Origin of the sequence: Pseudomonas sp. LS-2, from assembly GCF_003605735.1 — a bacterium.
Lineage (GTDB): Bacteria > Pseudomonadota > Gammaproteobacteria > Pseudomonadales > Pseudomonadaceae > Aquipseudomonas.
In genome coordinates this window covers 298,190-317,000 of sequence record NZ_QXTJ01000039.1, presented here as the reverse complement: position 1 = coordinate 317,000, position 18,811 = coordinate 298,190, and the positions used below count along the sequence as shown (strand labels likewise).

Annotated in this window: 15 protein-coding genes and 2 pseudogenes; 5 read left to right on the top strand and 12 right to left on the bottom strand. The window is 57.4% G+C overall.

The window, feature by feature from the left end:
• Nucleotides 1-46: 46 nt before the first annotated feature.
• Nucleotides 47-937, top strand: coding sequence for a LysR family transcriptional regulator (locus tag D3M70_RS22675; protein WP_120127866.1), 891 nt, complete (start codon nt 47-49; stop codon nt 935-937).
• Here D3M70_RS22675 and D3M70_RS31775 read toward each other — a convergent pair.
• The 7 genes and pseudogenes from D3M70_RS31775 to D3M70_RS22645 all read right to left on the bottom strand — a co-directional run bounded on the left by D3M70_RS31775 (nt 891) and on the right by D3M70_RS22645 (nt 4,299).
• Entirely contained in the window at nt 891-1,364 is a 474-nt protein-coding gene (locus D3M70_RS31775; RefSeq protein WP_133306509.1) for a hypothetical protein, read from the bottom strand. The two genes, D3M70_RS22675 and D3M70_RS31775, sit on opposite strands and share 47 nt — an antisense overlap.
• 70 nt (nt 1,365-1,434) lie before the next feature.
• The gene (locus tag D3M70_RS22670; protein ID WP_120127865.1) at nt 1,435-2,256 is read right to left on the bottom strand and encodes a lipid II-degrading bacteriocin; all 822 of its coding nucleotides are present in this window, start codon (nt 2,254-2,256) and stop codon (nt 1,435-1,437) included.
• 233 nt (nt 2,257-2,489) lie between these two features.
• Nucleotides 2,490-2,789, bottom strand: coding sequence for an SDR family NAD(P)-dependent oxidoreductase (locus D3M70_RS22665; protein WP_256659955.1), 300 nt, complete (start codon nt 2,787-2,789; stop codon nt 2,490-2,492).
• Nucleotides 2,782-2,987, bottom strand: a pseudogene (locus D3M70_RS22660) (3-hydroxylacyl-ACP dehydratase); the annotation flags it as partial. The gene D3M70_RS22665 and the pseudogene D3M70_RS22660, both read right to left, overlap by 8 nt.
• Nucleotide 2,988: 1 nt before the next feature.
• Nucleotides 2,989-3,227, bottom strand: a pseudogene (locus D3M70_RS22655) (beta-ketoacyl-[acyl-carrier-protein] synthase II); the annotation flags it as partial.
• A 20-nt stretch (nt 3,228-3,247) separates the two neighbouring features.
• Nucleotides 3,248-3,736: a DUF3261 domain-containing protein gene (locus D3M70_RS22650; RefSeq protein ID WP_120127864.1), complete on the bottom strand. Its 489-nt coding sequence runs from the start codon at nt 3,734-3,736 to the stop codon at nt 3,248-3,250.
• Nucleotides 3,733-4,299: a class I SAM-dependent methyltransferase gene (locus tag D3M70_RS22645; RefSeq protein WP_256659978.1), complete on the bottom strand. Its 567-nt coding sequence runs from the start codon at nt 4,297-4,299 to the stop codon at nt 3,733-3,735. The genes D3M70_RS22650 and D3M70_RS22645 overlap by 4 nt, the downstream gene beginning before the upstream one ends.
• 215 nt (nt 4,300-4,514) lie before the next feature.
• Between D3M70_RS22645 and D3M70_RS22640 the strand changes: the two genes are divergently transcribed.
• Nucleotides 4,515-5,294 (top strand): ParA family protein, encoded by a 780-nt coding sequence (locus D3M70_RS22640; protein WP_120127863.1) that lies wholly within the window; start codon nt 4,515-4,517, stop codon nt 5,292-5,294.
• A 68-nt stretch (nt 5,295-5,362) separates the two neighbouring features.
• Here the strand turns inward: D3M70_RS22640 and D3M70_RS22635 are convergent, their stop codons facing one another.
• Both D3M70_RS22635 and trxC read right to left on the bottom strand, forming a co-directional pair.
• Nucleotides 5,363-5,734 carry a PAAR domain-containing protein gene (locus D3M70_RS22635; protein ID WP_120127862.1) on the bottom strand — a complete coding sequence of 124 codons (372 nt, stop codon included), beginning with the start codon at nt 5,732-5,734 and terminating at the stop codon, nt 5,363-5,365.
• A 136-nt stretch (nt 5,735-5,870) separates the two neighbouring features.
• Complete coding sequence (gene trxC / locus D3M70_RS22630) at nt 5,871-6,305, bottom strand: thioredoxin TrxC (RefSeq protein WP_120127861.1); 435 nt, start codon at nt 6,303-6,305, stop codon at nt 5,871-5,873.
• A 298-nt stretch (nt 6,306-6,603) separates the two neighbouring features.
• Between trxC and D3M70_RS22625 the strand changes: the two genes are divergently transcribed.
• The gene (locus D3M70_RS22625) at nt 6,604-7,563 is read left to right on the top strand and encodes a hypothetical protein (RefSeq protein ID WP_120127860.1); all 960 of its coding nucleotides are present in this window, start codon (nt 6,604-6,606) and stop codon (nt 7,561-7,563) included.
• A 698-nt stretch (nt 7,564-8,261) separates the two neighbouring features.
• The gene (locus D3M70_RS22620) at nt 8,262-9,086 is read left to right on the top strand and encodes a hypothetical protein (RefSeq protein ID WP_133306508.1); all 825 of its coding nucleotides are present in this window, start codon (nt 8,262-8,264) and stop codon (nt 9,084-9,086) included.
• Here the strand turns inward: D3M70_RS22620 and selO are convergent.
• From selO to D3M70_RS22605, 3 genes are read right to left on the bottom strand one after another with little or no spacing between them, the layout of a single operon-like run.
• Nucleotides 9,070-10,533, bottom strand: coding sequence for a protein adenylyltransferase SelO (gene selO, locus D3M70_RS22615; protein WP_120127858.1), 1,464 nt, complete (start codon nt 10,531-10,533; stop codon nt 9,070-9,072). The two genes, D3M70_RS22620 and selO, sit on opposite strands and share 17 nt — an antisense overlap.
• Before the next feature lie 48 nt (nt 10,534-10,581).
• Nucleotides 10,582-13,950: a mechanosensitive channel MscK gene (gene mscK, locus D3M70_RS22610; protein WP_120127857.1), complete on the bottom strand. Its 3,369-nt coding sequence runs from the start codon at nt 13,948-13,950 to the stop codon at nt 10,582-10,584.
• A 35-nt stretch (nt 13,951-13,985) separates the two neighbouring features.
• Nucleotides 13,986-15,728, bottom strand: coding sequence for a potassium/proton antiporter (locus D3M70_RS22605; protein ID WP_120127856.1), 1,743 nt, complete (start codon nt 15,726-15,728; stop codon nt 13,986-13,988).
• Between the two features lie 262 nt (nt 15,729-15,990).
• On the opposite strand from D3M70_RS22605, the gene D3M70_RS22600 reads away from it, so the two are divergent.
• On the top strand, nt 15,991-18,811 hold a 2,821-nt coding region (locus D3M70_RS22600), incomplete at its 3' end, for a dermonecrotic toxin domain-containing protein (RefSeq protein WP_120127855.1).

The following is an 18,811-nucleotide window of genomic DNA, read 5'->3' as shown; positions in this document are numbered from 1 at the left end:
TATTGTTCGACCTGTTTGATAGGTTTTGCGACCTAATGAGAAGTCCATGGAATTACGTCATCTTCGCTACTTCATCGCGGTCGCTGAAGAACTGCATTTTGGACGCGCTGCGGAGTCACTGGGCATCTCCCAACCGCCGCTGAGCCAGCAGATACAGGCGCTGGAACAAGAGCTCGGCGCGCGCCTTTTCGAACGCACTAACCGACGAGTCGAACTGAGCGAGGCCGGCAGACTGTTCCTCGACGAAGCACGGCTGGTTTTGGCACAAGTCGAAAAAGCGTCCGACGTGGCCCGTCGTGCGCAATTAGGCGAGTTAGGGGAATTGAAGATTGGCTTCACCGCTTCGGCGCCGTTTACTTCCAGCATTCCCCAAGCGATTTTCGCCTTCCGACAGCGTTATCCCGCCGTGCATCTGGCGTTGCAGGAGATGAGCAGCAAAGAGGTCGCTGAGCGACTGGAAGAAGAGTCGATGCAGGTCGGCATCATGCGCCCATTGCCGTTGCCGGATTCATTGGTGGCGGTAGAGTTGCTCCGCGAGCCATTGGTGGCGGTGTTTCGTTCCGATCACCCCTTGGCATCAGGCAGCGAAAAGGGGATGTACCTGAAAGACCTGGCGACCGAACCTTTCGTATTTTTCCCTCGCACATATGGCAGCGGTTTGTACGCGCAGTTGCTGAGCCTGGCGCGGGAGGCGGGCTTTAGTCCAATGTTCACTCAGGAAGCGGGCGAGGCAATGACCATCATCGGCCTGGTGGCGGCAGGGCTTGGCGTGACGGTGTTGCCAGCGTCCTATCAGCGGATGCGCATCGAGGGTGTGGTCTATCGCACCCTGCTGGATCCGGAGGCAACCTCGGCGGTGTGGCTGGTGCAGCGCAGGGATCAGAAATCGCTCATGGCCAAGGCATTCGTGGAGCTGGTGACGCGCAAGGCGGGGTGAGCCTAGGGCTGGTAAGTGTTTTTCGGGGAAAGCCGAGTGTCAAATAACCCAGCAGCAATAGGTGCGAGGTCGCGGGGACGATGAAGATCAGGAAATTGGATAAGCCGTCTGCGGCAATGTAAAGATTGAAGGTTGTCAGACCAAACGTTGGTAGATACGTAATAAATAAAATATACCTGTCGATTGACGTGAAACTGATCTGCCGCTTCAGAAGCAGATAGGCGCCACTGATAATTATAGGTATCAGGCAAACGCCGGAGAGGGCAAGCGCTACAATCAGATACTTGGAATAGTCCAATACAGCTTCTGCGGTGTCATAATCCTGATGTTGTTGCGCTACGTGATAGGCGGGCAGTAAGAGTGAAAGCCAGCAACCGAGGATAAGGACAGCAACGATCAGCGGATGTTTTAGGTAGGGCCTGTTCACAGGATCGCCTCTTTCATAGAGCGTTAATTGTGTGAGATCAGCCCATCTGCTACGCAAATGGGCCAACTGATTACTGAGCGTGATTCAACGGAAGAGCGCCAGAGATACTAATCTCGTAAGATTTTGATTGTTCGCTTTGCATGATCATGTTGAGAGCTGATGTTGCTGATTCGGCCAGCCATGATCGGTGCGTGGAAGCGTTGGCGTCATAGGTGTCGTGGTAAGCCCTGGCTTCTCCGGTGAAGGTAAAGTGCTGATTGTCATGTTTATGGACAACACCGGTGATTTTAAGCGTGATATTGCCCAAGTAAGCTCCCGTAATTGCAGAATCGATTGCGGTGTTATATGGAATTTTCTCAATGTATATTGGCGAACTGCCTATTCGAGCATTGTCAATCATTGCCTTCAGCCCAGGGAGCTTTGAGGGCGTAGGCTGAATGCCGATGTTCGCAATGCTGACCCGTAATGGGGTGCCCTCGCCAGATAAAGCATGCGCCAGCGCCTTCATGGGAGAGAATATGCCTCCAGACAGCTCGCCTTCGGTCACATTGATAGGTTCACCTCGCACGCTCGCCTTGTTTAATCCTTGAAGCCAGGCATCCGCTGGCGTGGCGTTAGGATTAATGCACATGTATTGATCTGCATGATGTGCAGCGATTAAGTCCTCTTTCAATGCGCCGGCCAATTGAGGGTTAGCTGATTGTTGCTCCAGCAAAGCGTTGATCATTCCCTGCCAGTTCCCCTCCAGATAAAACTTAGATCGCTGGATTGCAGCAGAGCCTCTGCGAACATGCGGAGGGAAGGCTGGACCGCCGGAATTTCCTTTGTTACCAGGTCGGCGGTGAGGTGAGGTTGCGGTGATATTAATATTTGGAAGTTTGATACCGTTCATTAACAGAGTCCATGCTGAATGTTAAGGATTGCCGTTAATCTTTATCGCGTGAGTCTGTAGAGGTTAAAGATTAGGCTTGATTTATACAATCAGACATTCGTTGGAGATACAACGCGAATTGGAATGAACAGAAGTTTCCTACGTATTTGTCAGATATTTGATGAGGTTTGTACGTAGTCAGGGAAGGGCCCGCTGACATTCGGTGTTTTCGGGGGAGAGCGTTTTTGGATGGGTCATTCAGCAAACCTGCGTCGAGCAGTGCGGGTCAGACCTGCGTTGCACACCACGCCGTAATAGGCGCCGTGGGTTTCCACGTCGGCTTCCAGGATTTCCTTGCAGGCACGGTCGGCAACGTCGAACTTCAGCACACGCGCTTGCTGGCCTAGCGCTTGAGTCTCGGCTTGTACGGCTTGGGCCTCGGTGCGACCGCTGCGGCAGTGCAGCACGATGTCGTAACCGGCCCGCGTTAGACGCAGAGCGATGGCGCGGCCGATGCCACGGCTGGAGCCGGTGACCAGGATTGATTCAGTCATGTGCGGCTCCTTCGGCCAGATAGCCTGCCGATTGCGGCGGACAATAAACGTTGAGACGGGCGCTGGCCTGAATGTCGGGACCAGTGAGATGGCACTCGAACACCCCATGCCGCTGTCGTCCTGCAAGGAGCGTTGGGCGTGGATGAGCAGTTCGCTGCCCACGGCTAAGTGCTCAACGTTGCACTCAAACTTACGCGTACAGGTTCATGTCGAGCAGGCGCCGGGCGCTGAGCAACGCGCAGGCGCTGGGAGTGCAGGCGGTGGAAATCACGTAGATCGGCCGCCGAGGCCCAGCCACGCCGCGAGGAAGTTGGCACGGGCGCCGAGTTCCTGCTGGCGATAGTCGTAGCTCGAGGGAAACGCTTCATCTTGCAGAGAGCGGGCGATTCCGCGACTGGCCTCGTCGATCCCAGAAGTGCTGGTGCCCAGGATCACGCCCCGTGCATTGAGGTAGGCCATCATTTCGAAGCCTTGCCCTGGAGCGGGCTGACGACGTATTTCAGTTCGCCGCTCTCCAGCGTGATACGAAAGATGCCTTCAGAGGCGTAATCAACCTGCCAGCGATCGTCGAGCGTTCTGCCATGGGGCAATAGCACCACGCCGGGGTAGTCGAAGCGCACTTCTTTCTCTGAGGTAAGGGCGAACAGTACGGCAGCGAACAGCTCTCGGGCTTCGGGATTGGGTGGCAGCAAGCCGTCCGCTTTCCAGGTGTCCTCTTGCAGGGTCTGACGCGCCAGTGGGATCCCCAGCGGATCCATCAAGGACCAGCGCAGGCCATGACGCTCCTTCTGAACCACCAGCAGCCAGTCCTGGCGCTTGCCATCCTGCTCGCGCTGAACGTGCAGTTGTTGCGGGAACTTGATGTGCGGAATTTGCGCGGGTAATGGCGCATGGCTGGTGCAGGCGCTCAGCAGCAACACGCAAGCCAGCAGAAGTGCACGGATCATCGATTTTCACCTTCAAAGGGTGCCAGCAGCGGTTTACGTGCGACGACGTTGATCAGCGTCTCTTCACGTTCGCCAAAGGGCTTGGGTTTGACCAGTTTCAAACGCTCCAGCAGGCCGAAGTCTGTGGCACGGCTCCACCACAGATAGGGGTAGGACACGTTCTGTACGGCAAATTGAAAACCTTCTGCGCGCAGCATGTCCAGATATTGCGCCGCGCTCTTCTGCACATGCATCGGATGGCGGAAGAACCAGCGGATCACCCAGGTATCGATGTAGGCCTCGGTGGATTCGGCGAACAGCAGGTAGCCGCCCGGCTTGAGCACTCGGTGGAACTCGGCAAGGGCTTTTTCCTGCTCGACCAGATGATGGAATGTCTGGTGACAGAAGACCATGTCGACGCTGGCATCCGCCAGCTTTAAAGCCGCGCAATCGCTGCCGATCAACTCGACCGCCAGGTGGCGACGTGCCGCTTTTTCGCCGCTGAGCTTGAGGCTCAGAGGATCGGCATCGACGCGCAGCGTTCCCCGTAGGCTGAACGGCAGGATCAGCAGCACAACGATCAGTACGCAGGACAACAGCTTCAGCTCGGCGGCGCTGACCTGAGTGGCAGCGAACACTTTGTTTAGGATGCATCAGGCCGATTAGGTCGGGGCTCTTAGTCCAGTCGTCTGATTTTTCCGAGAGACTCGCCCTAAAGATCCCAATTGCCTAGACTCGGGACCATTCATCGGGTCGCTTGGCGACCCTTCTCTGCAGGACAGCAACAGGGAGTTTTCAAATGCGGCGTGTGGTGTTCAATCAGAAAGGCGGCGTTGGCAAATCGAGCATCGCGTGCAATCTGGCGGCGGTCAGTGCCCATGAGGGTTACAGAACCCTCTTGATCGACCTCGACGCTCAGGCCAACTCGACGCAGTATCTCACTGGCCTGACGGGCGAAGAGATTCCCATGGGCATTGCAGATTTTTTCAAGCAGAGCCTGTCGTCCGGGCCATTTTCGAAAAAGAACCAGGTCGATATCTACGAAACCCCTTTCGACAATCTTCATGTCGTCACGGCAACCGCCGAGCTCGCGGACCTGCAGCCCAAGCTGGAAGCCAAACACAAGATCAACAAGCTGCGCAAGTTGCTCGAAGAGCTGGATGAGGACTACGACCGGATTTATCTCGATACCCCTCCAGCGCTGAATTTTTATGCGGTGTCGGCACTGATCGCGGCTGATCGCGTATTGATTCCCTTCGACTGCGACAGCTTCTCCCGCCAGGCCCTGTACGGGCTGCTCAAGGAAATCGATGAGCTGAAAGAGGACCACAACGAAGACCTGGAAGTAGAAGGCATCATCGTCAACCAGTTTCAGTCCCGGGCCAGTCTGCCGCAGCAGATCCTTGATGAACTGATCGCCGAAGGGTTGCCGGTACTACCGGTTTACCTGAACAGTTCGGTGAAAATGCGTGAATCGCATCAGGCCAACATGCCCCTGATACACCTCGATGCGCGGCACAAGCTCAGCCAGCAGTTCGTCGAATTGCACCATTTGCTGGAGAGCAAGACGGCGCATTGAGTGTGACGGCCTCCGATCAGCGGTGCGGATGGCTGGCGGCCCGATAGATCCGCCAGTCAGCCATGCGGCTACATAGGGTCTTCCTCGGCCCAGCGTTTTCTGAGTTGCCTGGCGCGTTTGCGTGCTTTTCGCGCCTGGTCCTTGGGAATTCCGATGGTCGCCTTCATGTCGGCGTTCAGATGATCCTGACTGGCGATCAAACGGTTGTTTCCCGCCGGACACCCACACCGCACTGCCTGGCCGTGGGTCGCGACCGCCATCAGATGATCGATGAAGGTGGGATTGCCCTCAGCGATAAAACCCACCTTCTGGCATGTCGGGCACCACACCGGGTCCCCCATCCGCGCAAGGCGCCGATCCTCCCAGGTCTGAGTGCCTGACGTGCTTAAAACCGTTCCGCCCGTTGTGGTTGAATCGCCCTCTCGGATCACATTTGTCATCGATCACTGCTCCAGGATGCCGGTGATAGAGGCCCATCCTAGATGTTGATATCGATGGCGAGCGGGCCAGTCAGCAGTTTCAGAAGATCCCTACGTCGCTGGCTGCCGAGGGCTTAGGGCGCTGGCGAAGCGGCTGTCAGATGCCCTGGCTTGCCAACCAGGCGGTCAATTGCTGGAGTGGCAGGGCACCGCTCTGTCGCGCCACTTCGCGACCGTTCTTGAACAGGATCAGGCTGGGGATCGAGCGAATGCCAAGCTGCGCCGAAAGTTGCTGATTGGCTTCACTGTCCAGCTTGGCCAAGCGCACCCGCCCGCTGAGCTGCGCAGCGGCTTGTTCGAACGTCGGGGCGAAGGATTTGCATGGTCCGCACCAGTCCGCCCAGACATCCACCAGCAGCGGCAGATCCCCCTTGATCTGACTGGCGTAATCGCCTTGCGTCAGATTGAACGGCTTGCTCAGCAACACCGGCTGCTTGCACCGTCCGCATTTGGGCTGATCACCGAGCCGGTCGGAGGGAATTCGGTTAAGACCATTGCAGTGAGGGCAGGGGATGAGCAGGGCGTCGGACATGATAGTCACCGGGAAAGAGGCTAATGATCGGTAAGTGGAGGCTGGGCCGGGTTTTATCAAGCGTTGTGACTACAGTCAGGTTTTTCCGAACGGGTGTAATAGCGTTCATTATCTATTCAGGTCTGCTGCGGCCCCCTAGGTGCCGGCTTTGGAGATTTGATGTTTCAGCTTTCGTGCCTAAGAGCACCCCATTCGGGTAACTGTCCACCATCCTACCCTCTCGTTAGCCTCTGATCAGGGGCGACTTCTCCACACCCGGATGCATCGGCCCTGTCCATTCCGTTGCCTGGGAGCGCCGATGATCAATCACATACAGGCTGCAGTTTCGGCCATCGTTTCGAGTAGAACACCAGCGCCTGCCGCGACCGACAAGTTTGAAGACGGCGAAAAACCACCTGTGGACAAAACTGCAAAAGCTGCGGCCGACAAGGCGACTTTTTCTACGCTCGCAGGCCAGTTGAACGACGCAGCGGCGCGTGCGGCGAAGCGTGACGCGGTCATGACCCATGCAGAGCTTGGCAAATATGGCCTTAATCGCATCAATGAGTTTCTGATCGAATCACCGAAAGCCAACAGTTTCACCCGGGCCATGGAAGTCCCGCATACGACCAATCCCGAATTGCTGGATCGTGCGCGGGAAGCCACAGCTTTCGTGACCCAGACCCTGGCGGGGCACCAGAATACGAAGAGTCCGTTCGAGAAATTCTCCCGTGAACAGTTGAATCACATCGCCTACGACGACAGTGGCATCTTCACGCTCAATGAGCGACGCGCCGCCTACCAGGGCGTGCAGAAGATGGATGACGCATGGCGCAAGGTCGCGATCCCCGAAGGCATCATCGAGCAGACTCGCACCGGCAAGGCGTCGAAGTTCTACAGCGAAGCCCTCAGTTACTTCGAGTCGCTGCCGGCGATCGAGAAAGCCGTCGATTATCCTCAGGACGCCGAAGCCACCCTCAAAGCGAAAATCAAGGCTGACCAGACCCTGCCAAACCTGCTCGGCACTTCGAGTCGACAGGCCGCGGACCGCAAGCTGACGCTGTACGACATCCTCGCCGGTATCGTCGACACCCGTAAGGACAAGGTCGACCCATCCAACGTTGGGTGGACGAAAAAATTCACCTCGCGCACGTCGCCGGTGCCCACGACGTGGACTGAAGCGTTATTAAAAAAAGAAGCGTCAGCTCTCAAAACGTTGACGCCTACCGTGGCGACGCAAACTGTAAAAAAAGAATCTATCAACAACGAATCATCATGATTTCCGTTTGCCCTGCTTATAGGCGCATAACCATTTTTAAATTTGAATGATGGCTGGCTCAAGGGCGAATCTTCATTTTGAAGTGACCTTGTTTAACGTCTGTGTTCAAAAGAGCTATTCGTTCGAACAGTTGCGACGAGCGCTCATGCCTGATTAGGTAGGTTGTAGGTCTAGTCAACAGAGTGTTTCAAATGAGATGTGTAAAATCGTTAAGTCTGGGTGCGGTCTTACTGGGTCTTGCTTTCGCGGGTGCCGTGCAAGCTGGGCCGCAAGTAAAAATAACGTTCAAAAATAATGGGGCCATGGGAGCCGTCTATGACATAGCAGGCAGCAGTGCATATAGCTACGCCGAAGCAGTTCCCAAACCATTGTTAAATATCCGCGCTGGTGAAACCAATAGCTATTCGGTGAAGGGTGGATTGTCTGCCGACGTGACATCGGCTGTTTTCCAGTACCGCATGGGAAATAAGGTCTGCAAGTTCAAGACAAGCTACGTGAAACTACCGGGACGAAGTGGAGGTGTCCCTAGATGGAATAAAAGCGCGGAGCCCGGCGGTGGCGCGCGTTGCGACATTAGAATTACATCAACTGACGTAAGGACGCATGATTGGTCGGTTGATTTCATCATGCGATAGCGGTTACATCCCCGACCTGCCATGTGGGTGCGGGTCGGGGTGTTTACAGTCGAGAATAAATCAATGATTAATAATGTTTCAGCTGATCGCTTTTTGCTCACTTCGGCCAATAGAGTTTCAGGGAGCGACTTGTCTCTAACAAAGCTACCTGTCGCGATATCGTCCAATTCTTCGTCACCGTTGTCGATATTGTCCAGACAGCTCGGGGAAAGTTCCGTACGTGCCGACGCTCGCGACAGAACACTGACTCGTGAGCACTTGGGCGTAGAGGCAGAAAGACTCATCAACCAGATATTCGGTGATGTCTATCAGTCCGCCAAACACCTGCACAATGAGGAACGGCCGGACACCAGCGACCCGGAACTCTTGGAGCGTGCTCGGTTAGCTACTGACTATGTAATGAGATCCGACCAGCATAATCGCAGTGTTAGAAATCCATTTGCGGGCCTCACGAGGGATCAGCTCAACCTGATTGCCTATGATGAAACCGGTCCTTACACCATCAATGAGCGTAGAGCGGCGTTCTATGCCGTCAGTGATATTGAGTCGCAATGGAATAAGCGGGTCATGCGTATCTATGACCAGGAGGCTGCCGAAAACATTGTTAACCGGCCCGGATTCTGCCGCGAAGTGCTGTCTCACTACCGCAGCCTGTCGGCAATTGAACAGGCGCAATATCCCGACGATTACGAGATGAAATTGGAGGCTCGGATCAACGAAAAACAAGAGGGTGTCAAGGGCAACGACAAGCTATTTGCCCTTTTTGAATTGCTTGAAATCATGCTCCGATCAAAAAAACCAAATGGCCCTAGAGATGAAGGAGCTGACAATGAGTCACTCGCTACCCTAGCCAGCGGGGCGGCTTCCTCAATCACGACGAACAACTAATCTCCAGATGCTTGCCCCAGTCCGGCGGACGCTGTGCGTAACTTTCCATCCCGGCCTGTTCTTCGAACGGCTTGCACAGCACTTGGTGCAGGCGGCGCACTTCGCTGTAGTCGCCTTGCTCGGCGGCTTCGATGGCACGCTGGGCCAGGTAGTTGCGCAGGATGTAGAGCGGATTGACGGCGTTCATTCGCGTGCGGCGTTCGTCCTGGCGGGTTTCCGGGTCGCGGCCGATACGCGCCTTGTAGGCCTGGGCCCAGGCGTCGAAGCCCAGCATGTCCACGAAGTCGTCACGCAGGCGGCTGACGGCAATTTCGGCTGATTCCTCACCCAGTCGGCGGAAGAACAGGCTGTAGTCGACGCCGCTGTTCTGCATCAGTTGCAACAGGCGGGCGATGAGGTCGGCGTCCTCTTCTTCTGCGGTGGTGAAGCCCAGTCGACGACGCATCAGGTCCAGGTAGTGCGCCTGATACAGCGGCAGGAACAGGCCCAGTGCCTCGCGCAAGGCCTCGACGCTGATGAACGGGGTCAGCGCCTGTGCCAGCGCGCTGAGGTTCCACTGGCCGATGGGCACCTGATTGCTGAAGGAGTAGCGGCCTTCGTGGTCGGAATGATTGCAGACGAAATGCTGATCGAAGTCATCGAGGAACGCGAACGGACCGAAGTCGAAGGTGATGCCCAGAATCGACATGTTGTCGGTGTTCATCACGCCGTGGCAGAACCCATACGCCTGCCACTTGGCGATCAGCTCGGCCTGACGTTCGACGATGGTGCTGAACATCGCCAGATACGGCTCCGGCTGCTCCAGGCACTCGGCGTAGTGAAGCGACAGCACATGGTCTGCCAGCTCTTTGAGCTGATCGTTCTGCTGGGTGTAGAAGAAATATTCGAGGCTGCCGAAGCGCACATGACTTTGCGCCAGACGCAGCACCATCGCCGCGCGCTCCTGGGTCTCGCGCCAGACCGGTGTCGTGGACCCGATCACGCAACCGGCGCGACTGGTGGGAATGCCCAGGGCATGCAGCGCTTCGGAGGCGAGAAACTCGCGGATCGAGGAACGCAGTACCGCGCGCCCGTCACCCATTCGTGAATAAGGTGTCTGACCGGCGCCTTTGAGGTGCAAGTCCCAATGCTCGCCCGCTTCGTTATAGACCTCGCCGAGCAACAAGCCACGTCCGTCACCCAGGCGCGGGTTGTAGGCGCCGAACTGATGCCCTGAATAGACCATGGCCCGCGGATCGGCTTCGGCCCACAGCTTGTGGCCGCTGAACAGCTCGGCGAACACCGGCTCCTGGGCCTGCGTCGGGTCCAGATCCAGCAAGGCGAGCGCTGCATCACTGGCGACCACCAGGCGTGGTTCGGCAATGGGCTCGGGCAGCACGGACGTGGAAAACGCGTCGCCCAGGCGGGCGAAGCGGTTATCGAAGGTCAGCTCGTCGAGGGCTTTCAAGGGATGCCTCCAGCAGAATGTCCGATCATTCTGCTGGGATTTGCCGGGTCAGTCGAGTTTCACGTCCGGCGGCTCCGGTACATCCTTGGGCGCAGCCGGAACGGCGGCCGGCGCGGCGATGCTCTTCTGCTCTGGCTCGATCGGCACCATCTTGTACTCCTGCCCCTGCATGTTCTTGAGGTAAACCTCCATCTGCCGGAACGAGATGTTGATCTTCTGCTTCTTGAATTCCTTGTTGATGAAGCGGTTGATCTCGTCGAGCACCGGGTTGCGGTCGCCGAGGTCGCGCACGTGCATGCGCAACTCGTGATCCAGTGTGCTCTCGCCGAAGTTCAGGAAGTAGACGATCGGTTCAGGCTCTTTCAGGACGCGAGGGTTGTCCCGCGCAGCCTTGAGCAACAGCGTGCGCACCAGATCCAGATCGGAGCCGTAATCCACCCCCAGTTTCAGGGTCACGCGGGTGATGGTGTCGGTCAACGACCAGTTGATCAGTTGCCCGGTGATGAACGTCTTGTTCGGGACAATGATGTCCTTGCGGTCGAAGTCGGTGATGGTGGTCGCACGAATGCGGATCTTGCTCACCGTACCCGACAGATTGCCGATGGTGATCGTGTCGCCGATGCGCACCGGGCGCTCGAACAGGATCATGATGCCGGAGATGAAGTTGGCGAAAATTTCCTGCATGCCGAAACCCAGACCCACCGACAGCGCCGCCACGAGCCACTGCAGTTTGTCCCAGCTGACCCCCAGCGCCGATAACGTCGAGACGAAACCAACCCCGGCGATGGTGTAAGACAGCAATGTGGTGGTGGCGTAGGAACTGCCCTGTTTGAGGTTCAGTTTCGACAGCACGAGCACTTCCAGCAGGCCGGGCAGGTTGCCCGCCAGCACGAAGGTGATGCCGATGATCACCAGCGCGCCGATGAGGTCGCCGAGGCTGATCGGCACCATGCTCATATTGGCGCCAGTGCCGCTGGTGTATTCGTACAGCGTGATGTTGTCCAGGTACGAGAACACGGTGATCAGGTCGGCCCAGACGAAGTACAGGGCACCGACGAAGCCGGCCAGCAGCACCAGGCGAATCAGCCTCAGCGATTGCTGGTTGACCTGCTCGATGTCGAGCGTCGGTTCCTCCACCGGTATTTCGCCGTCGCCCGCCTCTTTGGCGGCCTGACGTTTGCTCAACGCCCGCTGATACGCCAGACGTCGCGCCGCAACGCCCAGGCCGCGAACGAAGGCAGCTTCGATCACCAGCCACATCATCAGCACGTAAAGGGTGTCGATCAGCCGGTCGCTGAGTTTCAGCGCGGTGTAGTAGTACCCAAAACACACGGCAACGAACAGCGCAACAGGCAAAGCGGTGAACGCAAGGCCCACTGCGCGACGGAACAACGAAGCGTTCTGGTGAGTGGGGCTGGTGAGGAGCAGGCGCGCCAGCAGCCAGGTCATCATCGCGTAACAAGTCAGCACCACCGCAATGCCGATCACGTCATCGGCCAAGGCAGAGGGCTCGTGTTCAGCGACCGCGACCACAGTAACCAGCGCCAGAACCACCAGACCCAGACGACGAATCCAGCCGCGCAGGAATTCCACCTGTGGCTTTTCCCAGCGGAAGTGCAATTGCGCTACGCCGCCTGGTGCCAGGATGCGATACGCGGTGTAGAACACCAGCCACGCCAGCGAGATCTGCAACAGCGCTGCGCCCAGATTGACGTTCTGCTCGCGGGCATCGATCTGCAGAGCCAGCGCGCACGACGCCAAGGCGAGCGACAACGGCATCGCCAGCAGAATATTGATGAAGATGGCCAGCGGTGTCTGCCATTGGCGGTCGCGCTTGAAGTGCCCGATGTCGGCATGCAGCCGGTTGAGCTTGTCGTACAGCGCCTTGCGCTTCCACATAAGCGCACCGATCACCAGCAACAGTGGCAGGAAGATCAGTGGTCGCTGGGTCAGCCCGTCAGCCAGTTCGGTGACGCTGGAGGTCCATGGCAGGGTGGTGATCTGTTTGACCAGGCGCGGCTGGACTCGTTCGAACCACTCGAAATCCAGCGGCTTGTTGCTGGGAATCCAGAACATCTGCTCGTCCAGGGTCTGGCGCAGATTGATCGCGGTACTGACCAGTTGTTTCTGGTTGAGCTGCAAGGTGATGGATTCGTTGAGCAGCGCGCTCAGTTCACGGTTCAGACGCTCCAGCAGATCAGTGCGCGTCGTTGCGAGATCCAACAGGGTCTTGCGCAGAGCCGGGGTCACGTCCTCTGGCTTTTGCGTGGCGAGCAGGGTATCGACGTAGTTGGTCGGATTGCTCATCTGCTCGCGCTGTTGATTGACCTCGAACTGATACAGACGAATGTCGGCGATTTCATCGGCCAGACCACTGTCGAGTTTCAGTTTGGGCAGCGCCTGCTTCTGTTTGTAAAGAATCTTGGAGAGCAGCAGGCTGCCGCTCAGCACGTTGATCTGCTCATCCAGCGCCTGATCCGTCTGGGTGATGGCGTCGAGCTGAGTCTTGGTCTTGAGGTTCTGCTGCGTGAGTTCGTTGAGGCGATTCGTGCCACGCAGGAGGTAGTCGGAAAGCTTGAGGTTGGCCGCACTTTCGGTGGCCAGCAAGCTGCTGCCGCCGGCCTTCTGCGCCTCGATCGACAGTTGCGTCACGGTTTCCTGAGACTGGGCGCGGCGCTTGTCGTTGATCAGGGTCTGCAAGTCCTGGATTTCCTGATCCTGACGCGTGACCTTCTCGGTCCACAGATCATGCTGACTGCCGCCCAGATCCTGCAGTTGGCTGTTGCCCGCCAGCTCCTGACGACGCAAGGCAATCAGCGCGTTGATTGACGCCAGTTCGGCGTTCAACTGGTTGCGCTGGTCGGCGCCGATGGCCTTGCCCCCATCCTTGCCGGACTTGAGGATGCCATTGATGGTCTGGATGCGGGTCTGACTGGCGCTGATTTCGGCCTGCGCGCGCTCCGGTCGGGTCTGGGCAGTAATGGTCAGGCTGTTGGCATCGTTCAGGGCTTTCTGCAGATCGGCCTGTTGCGCACTGCGTTCGCTGAGCAGTTGCTCAAGCTGCGGCACGCTCATGTTGGCATACCGCTGAGCAACCGGTATCTGGCGTATGCCTTTGAGGCGCGTCAATTCCTTCTGATTTTCGAGCGTCTGCTTCGGCGCATCCGCCAACTGCTTTTTCAGGTCTTCCAGCTTCTTCTGGTTGTCCTTCTGACTGGCGAGAAACCCGAGCGTCTGCTCCAGCACCCCTTGCAGGGCTTTCTGGTCATCGGGCGACAGTTTGCGGTCGGCGATCTTGTCCAGGCTCTGCTGGACAGCTTCACTGGAAGGTGGAGAAGTGTCGGCGGCAAAGGCCGGGACGTTGGAAAGGCAAAGCCCCAGCAAGGCTGAGGCAAAAAAGGTACGCAGCGTGAACATAGACACCGGGTCGAAACATCAGAAAGAGGAGCAGTTTAGAGGAACAACCCGGGACCCGGGCGGCTTCCTTCGGGGAATCTGACGCCCACTTTAAGGATCTTGTTCCCTTCCATAACCGCAACTGTCCAAATAGTTCCATTCCATTCGATCTGGTCGCCGACGATTGGCGCCCCGCGATTCTTCTGAATGATGAACTGGCTCAGCGGCATGTTCGAATCCAGGCCGTCGAGTTTCAGACCGTACAAAGCCGCGACAGCCCCGAGCTGAGCGTCTCCCTCAAGGACGAAGTCACCGAAGAAGCGCAGGTCCAGACCTCGTTGAGGTGCCTGACTGAAGAGCTTGCCGAGTGCCGGAAGGTCATGCTCGTGACCGATGACGCACAGAAGATCGCCGGTCTCAAGGACCGTACTACCCGACGGATGGAGCAGTTGCTGACCCCGAAAAAGGGCTGCGATACGCGTGCCTTCCGGCATTTTCAGCTCACGCAGCGCTGCGCCGATGCACCATTTTTCTGCGCCGAGCCGGTAAACGAACAGCTCCCATTCGCTGGTCACGTGAACTTCCAGCGCCGCGCGCGAGATCGGAGCGGGATCAGGCGGAACCGTCACTTTCAACCATTTGGCGACCCAAGGCAGGCTTGTGCCCTGGACCAGCAGCGAGACCAGAACGATGAAGAATGCGAGGTTGAAGTAAAGCTGGGCGTGGGGCAGCCCCGCCATCAGCGGGAACACCGCCAGAATGATCGGAACAGCGCCCCGCAGGCCGACCCAGGCAATGAACGCTTTTTCGCGGCCGTGGAACACGCGGAACGGCAACAGGCCGGCCAGTACCGAAAGAGGACGCGCCACCAGAATCATCCACAACGCCAGACCCAGCGCCGGCAGGGCAATCGGCAGCAGATCGTGAGGCGTGACCAGCAGGCCCAGCACCAGAAACATGCCGATCTGCGCCAGCCAGGCCATGCCATCAAGCATATGCAGGATGCCGTGACGGCTGCGGATCGGCTTGTTGCCCAGCACCAGGCCGCAGAGGTAGACCGCAAGGAAGCCGCTGCCATGAATGGCGTTGGTCAGTGCAAAGACGGCCAGACCGCCCGCGATGACCAGAATCGGATACAGACCGTTTGCCAGATTGATGCGGTTGACCAGTTGCAGCATCATCCAGCCACCACCCAGGCCGATGATGCCGCCAATCCCGAACTCCTGAATCAGATGGCCGAGCAGGCTCCAGTGCAGGCCGGTCTGGCCGCTGGCGAGCATGTCGATCAGAGTGACGGTGAGGAACACTGCCATCGGATCGTTACTGCCGGATTCAATTTCCAGGCTGGCGGTGACCCGTTCGTTCAGGCCTTTGCCGCCGAGCAGCGAGAACACAGCCGCTGCGTCCGTGGAGCCGACGATTGCGCCGATCAGCAAACCCTGAATGATGTTCAGATCAAACAGCCAGGCGGCGATCATGCCGGTCAGCCCGGTGGTGATCAGAACCCCGACCGTCGCCAGTGATAGCGCAGGCCAGAGTGCCACACGGAAACTGGCGACACGCGTTCGCAGGCCACCGTCGAGCAGGATCACTGCCAACGCCAGGTTGCCGACCAGATAGGCCGTTGGATAGTTGTCAAAGATGATGCCGCCGCCGTCGACCCCGGCGGCCATGCCGACCGCCAGAATGATCACCAGAATCGGGATGCCGAGTCGTGACGACAGCGAGCTGACCAGAATACTTGCACCCACCAGCAACGCGCCGATCAGGAACAGGCTGTTGATGGTCGTGGCATCCAAGGGCGGTACTCCAGACAAAAGCAAAAAGTAAACGTATTCACGGGCTGACCATGCAGTCCGCGTGCCAAGGGATTTAACCCGTTGAATTGGCTGGCTGTCAAAGCTTATGACGCAGGCGTGTGGCCGTGATGACACTCCAGGCGCCCGATCATACTGCCTACACGCTTGGTCACACGGCGGCTGCGGATCTATATATAGATACCGCATCGAGGGTAAGAGGAGCTTTAGTCTGAACGCTCCATTTACCGACAGGATGTCGAATATGAATGAGAAACCTGACCTGCGCCCCCACCAAGGCAATCCGAATTCTGGCGCGCAAGAAACGTGCGCGAAATCGAGGCCGACGGAACTGGCCGAACGTGGCATATCGAGAAGCGATCATGAAAACAGCGTGGTCATTAAGGTAGGCCCTGAAACCGCTACTTATGTCGATGATGCCGGGCAAGCCGTCGCGGGCGTACCCTCGGAAAATTTGTTGCTGCAAACATGGCTGAAAAATCAGCATGTGGTGTACGAAGCTCCACATGCCTATGCACGCGACTGCGTCAAAGGGTTCGTTCAACAGCATTTGCACGAAGATTGCGACCCGGACGAATTACTGCTCGTCACTCTTTACATCTACGAGATAGATACAGCGCCACAGCGGGCGAACATCGCTTTTTCAATGACGCTGACCGATGCCTTGCTGCGCAATTGGCAGCAAAAAGGCAATGGCCAGTTTTTTGATCATCTTGGCCATCCACGTGAATACAGGCAGGGAGGCTATTACTCCCGCATTTCCCAGACGCCGCTGCCGCTCGCTGATTGCTTCGCCTATGAAGCGATTTACCGCAAGACCTCACCTCAGCGGTTTGATCCTTCGACGCATGTGCCAATCGATCCCGTCGTTTTCAAGCAATTTGTGTGGGACGCGGATTTGCAGGCGCATTATCTGAAATCGCTGAACAGCTTCTGGGAGCTTCACGGTGAGGATTACAACCTGCTTATCAAGGCGGCGGTGCTCGAGTCGGCCTATGTGCAGCATTCAGAAGGCACCTTGAGCGCCCAGGACAAGGGGTTGGTCCTGCGTTCCACAGGGCTCGAGCCTGATCAGGCCTGGGAAACCCTGACGCTGGAGCACTTCACGCATGCTCCGATGTCCTCGCGCATCACATTTCGGGAGCTCATTCTCTATCGCTATGTCGCGACCGATATCATTGTCATTCAGGATGAGTATACCGACCGGCTCGTCGTGTACATCCCCGGCAACTCGTCGCCGCTTCACGGTTTCGATGGCATATCTGCGCTGCGTGACTGGATCGTTTTGCAATGCAAGGACTCGCGTCGCAGGAAGTCCCTGGAGACTCATTTCCGAGCGGAGGACAATCCCGACGGTGCGTTCCTGAGCGGGTTGCACACGGCCCTTGCAGGCTTGGCGGCGCATCCCGACCGGCTAAACGATGCAACGGGACACTGGTGGCCGGACAGGGAAATAAACTTGGGAGCCGCGATAACTCCTTGGCCCTTCTCCCATTTCAAAGCAAACCTGCAGGACCGTCTTGCCTCCGACGGCAAGCAGCTCATACACAGCCAGGCTGATTACAACAAGGAAATGGCCTCGCAGATGCTGACCAATGCGATCCTCGCCACGGGGGTAATCGCGATGGTGGCGCCCGTTTTGTGGATTCCTTTGGTGGCGATGTCTTTGGCGCTGATAGGCATGGGTGTCGATGAGGTGGTGGAAGGCCGAACCGAAAATGAAAAAGAGGACGGGATCGGCAGGATCGTGTTTGGTGTGCTGAACGCCGGGCCAATCATTGCGATTGAGGGCGGTTCGGCGATCGCCGGGTTGGCGGCACGGGCGGGAGACGGTCTGGCACCGGGCGCTGCTGACGAGGTCGGGCAGATGGTCGGCGCACGCAGCGCTGAAGAGCGAGCGGCTGATCTGACCTTGCATGCTCAGTCGCAAGATGCCCGCAATGAAGACGCGCTGGAGCGTGCCGCCGAAACATCGGAAGAACGGCAGTCACGACTCGATCAGGAAGAGCAGTCGAGGCTGGCGGACCAGGCTCATCGCCAATCGACCTTCGACAGCGCAGTTGCCTTTGGGGTCGAGCCTGAAGGGCTGCGTTCGTTGACGCTAGAACTGAGGGCTGAGCTTGCGAAGTTCGAATACACCGGCTCCTTGCCGCCTCCCGGCGCAGCGGGCGAGTGGTCGGTCGACGATTTTGGTGCTGTTTATACCGCCAACAATAGCGAAACGGGGGGCTCGCATTGCTTTGCGCGGGTTCATGCCAAGGTCTATCGTGTTGAACGAGTGGAGTCTGTTGGGCAGTACCGAATAGTTTCGCCTGACCCCACGTGCGCGGACGAATTGGAAATCCATGGCCCATACGTAAAGCCTGTAAAAGGGTACTACTCCGATATCGACATCAGGCCGGGGCTGCGAGGGGGGGAAAGCCTTGCTGACGCATCATCCGGGCTTGATTCGCTGCCAGGGGCATCAAAGCCGGGCATTGTTCTGGCGCCGGGCCAACACAGCCCCACCACCATTGAAATTCCCATGGACGGAATAGAGGTGCAGTCAGGCTTTGACGACGACTACAAACCGGCCGACCAGTATTGCCTTCGATACAAAGGAGAAAAAATCCGGGTTCGTTACGACGCAGACCGGGGGTGTTGGCAAAGAAGTGACTATGAGTTCTATTGGCGTGACAACAAGGGGAGCTGGAAAAGGGGCCGCGAGAAAGACTATCTCAGAGTCCGGAAGCGGCTCAACTTGGGCGTAAGTTCTGAAACGTACAAATTTCCGGTTTTGCCTGGTTACCCTGAGCAGCCTCAGGCGATCGAGCTTTCAGTTCATCAGATATCGCTGGGGGACAGGCTTCCCCGTGCCGAGTTGATCGAGACGATGAAGTCGAATATGAGGCTGAGCCCGAACGTCAACTTCACATTGCATATCGACATAGAAAGTAATGAGATTCTCGAAGAGTTGCTGCCCAAGGCACAGTTACAAAGCGAGTTCGCCGAGTTGCCGAACGTGACTGTCTCAAACCTTCAGGACGAAGTTTTTTTTCAGGCATTCACCCAGCAACCAAAAACGT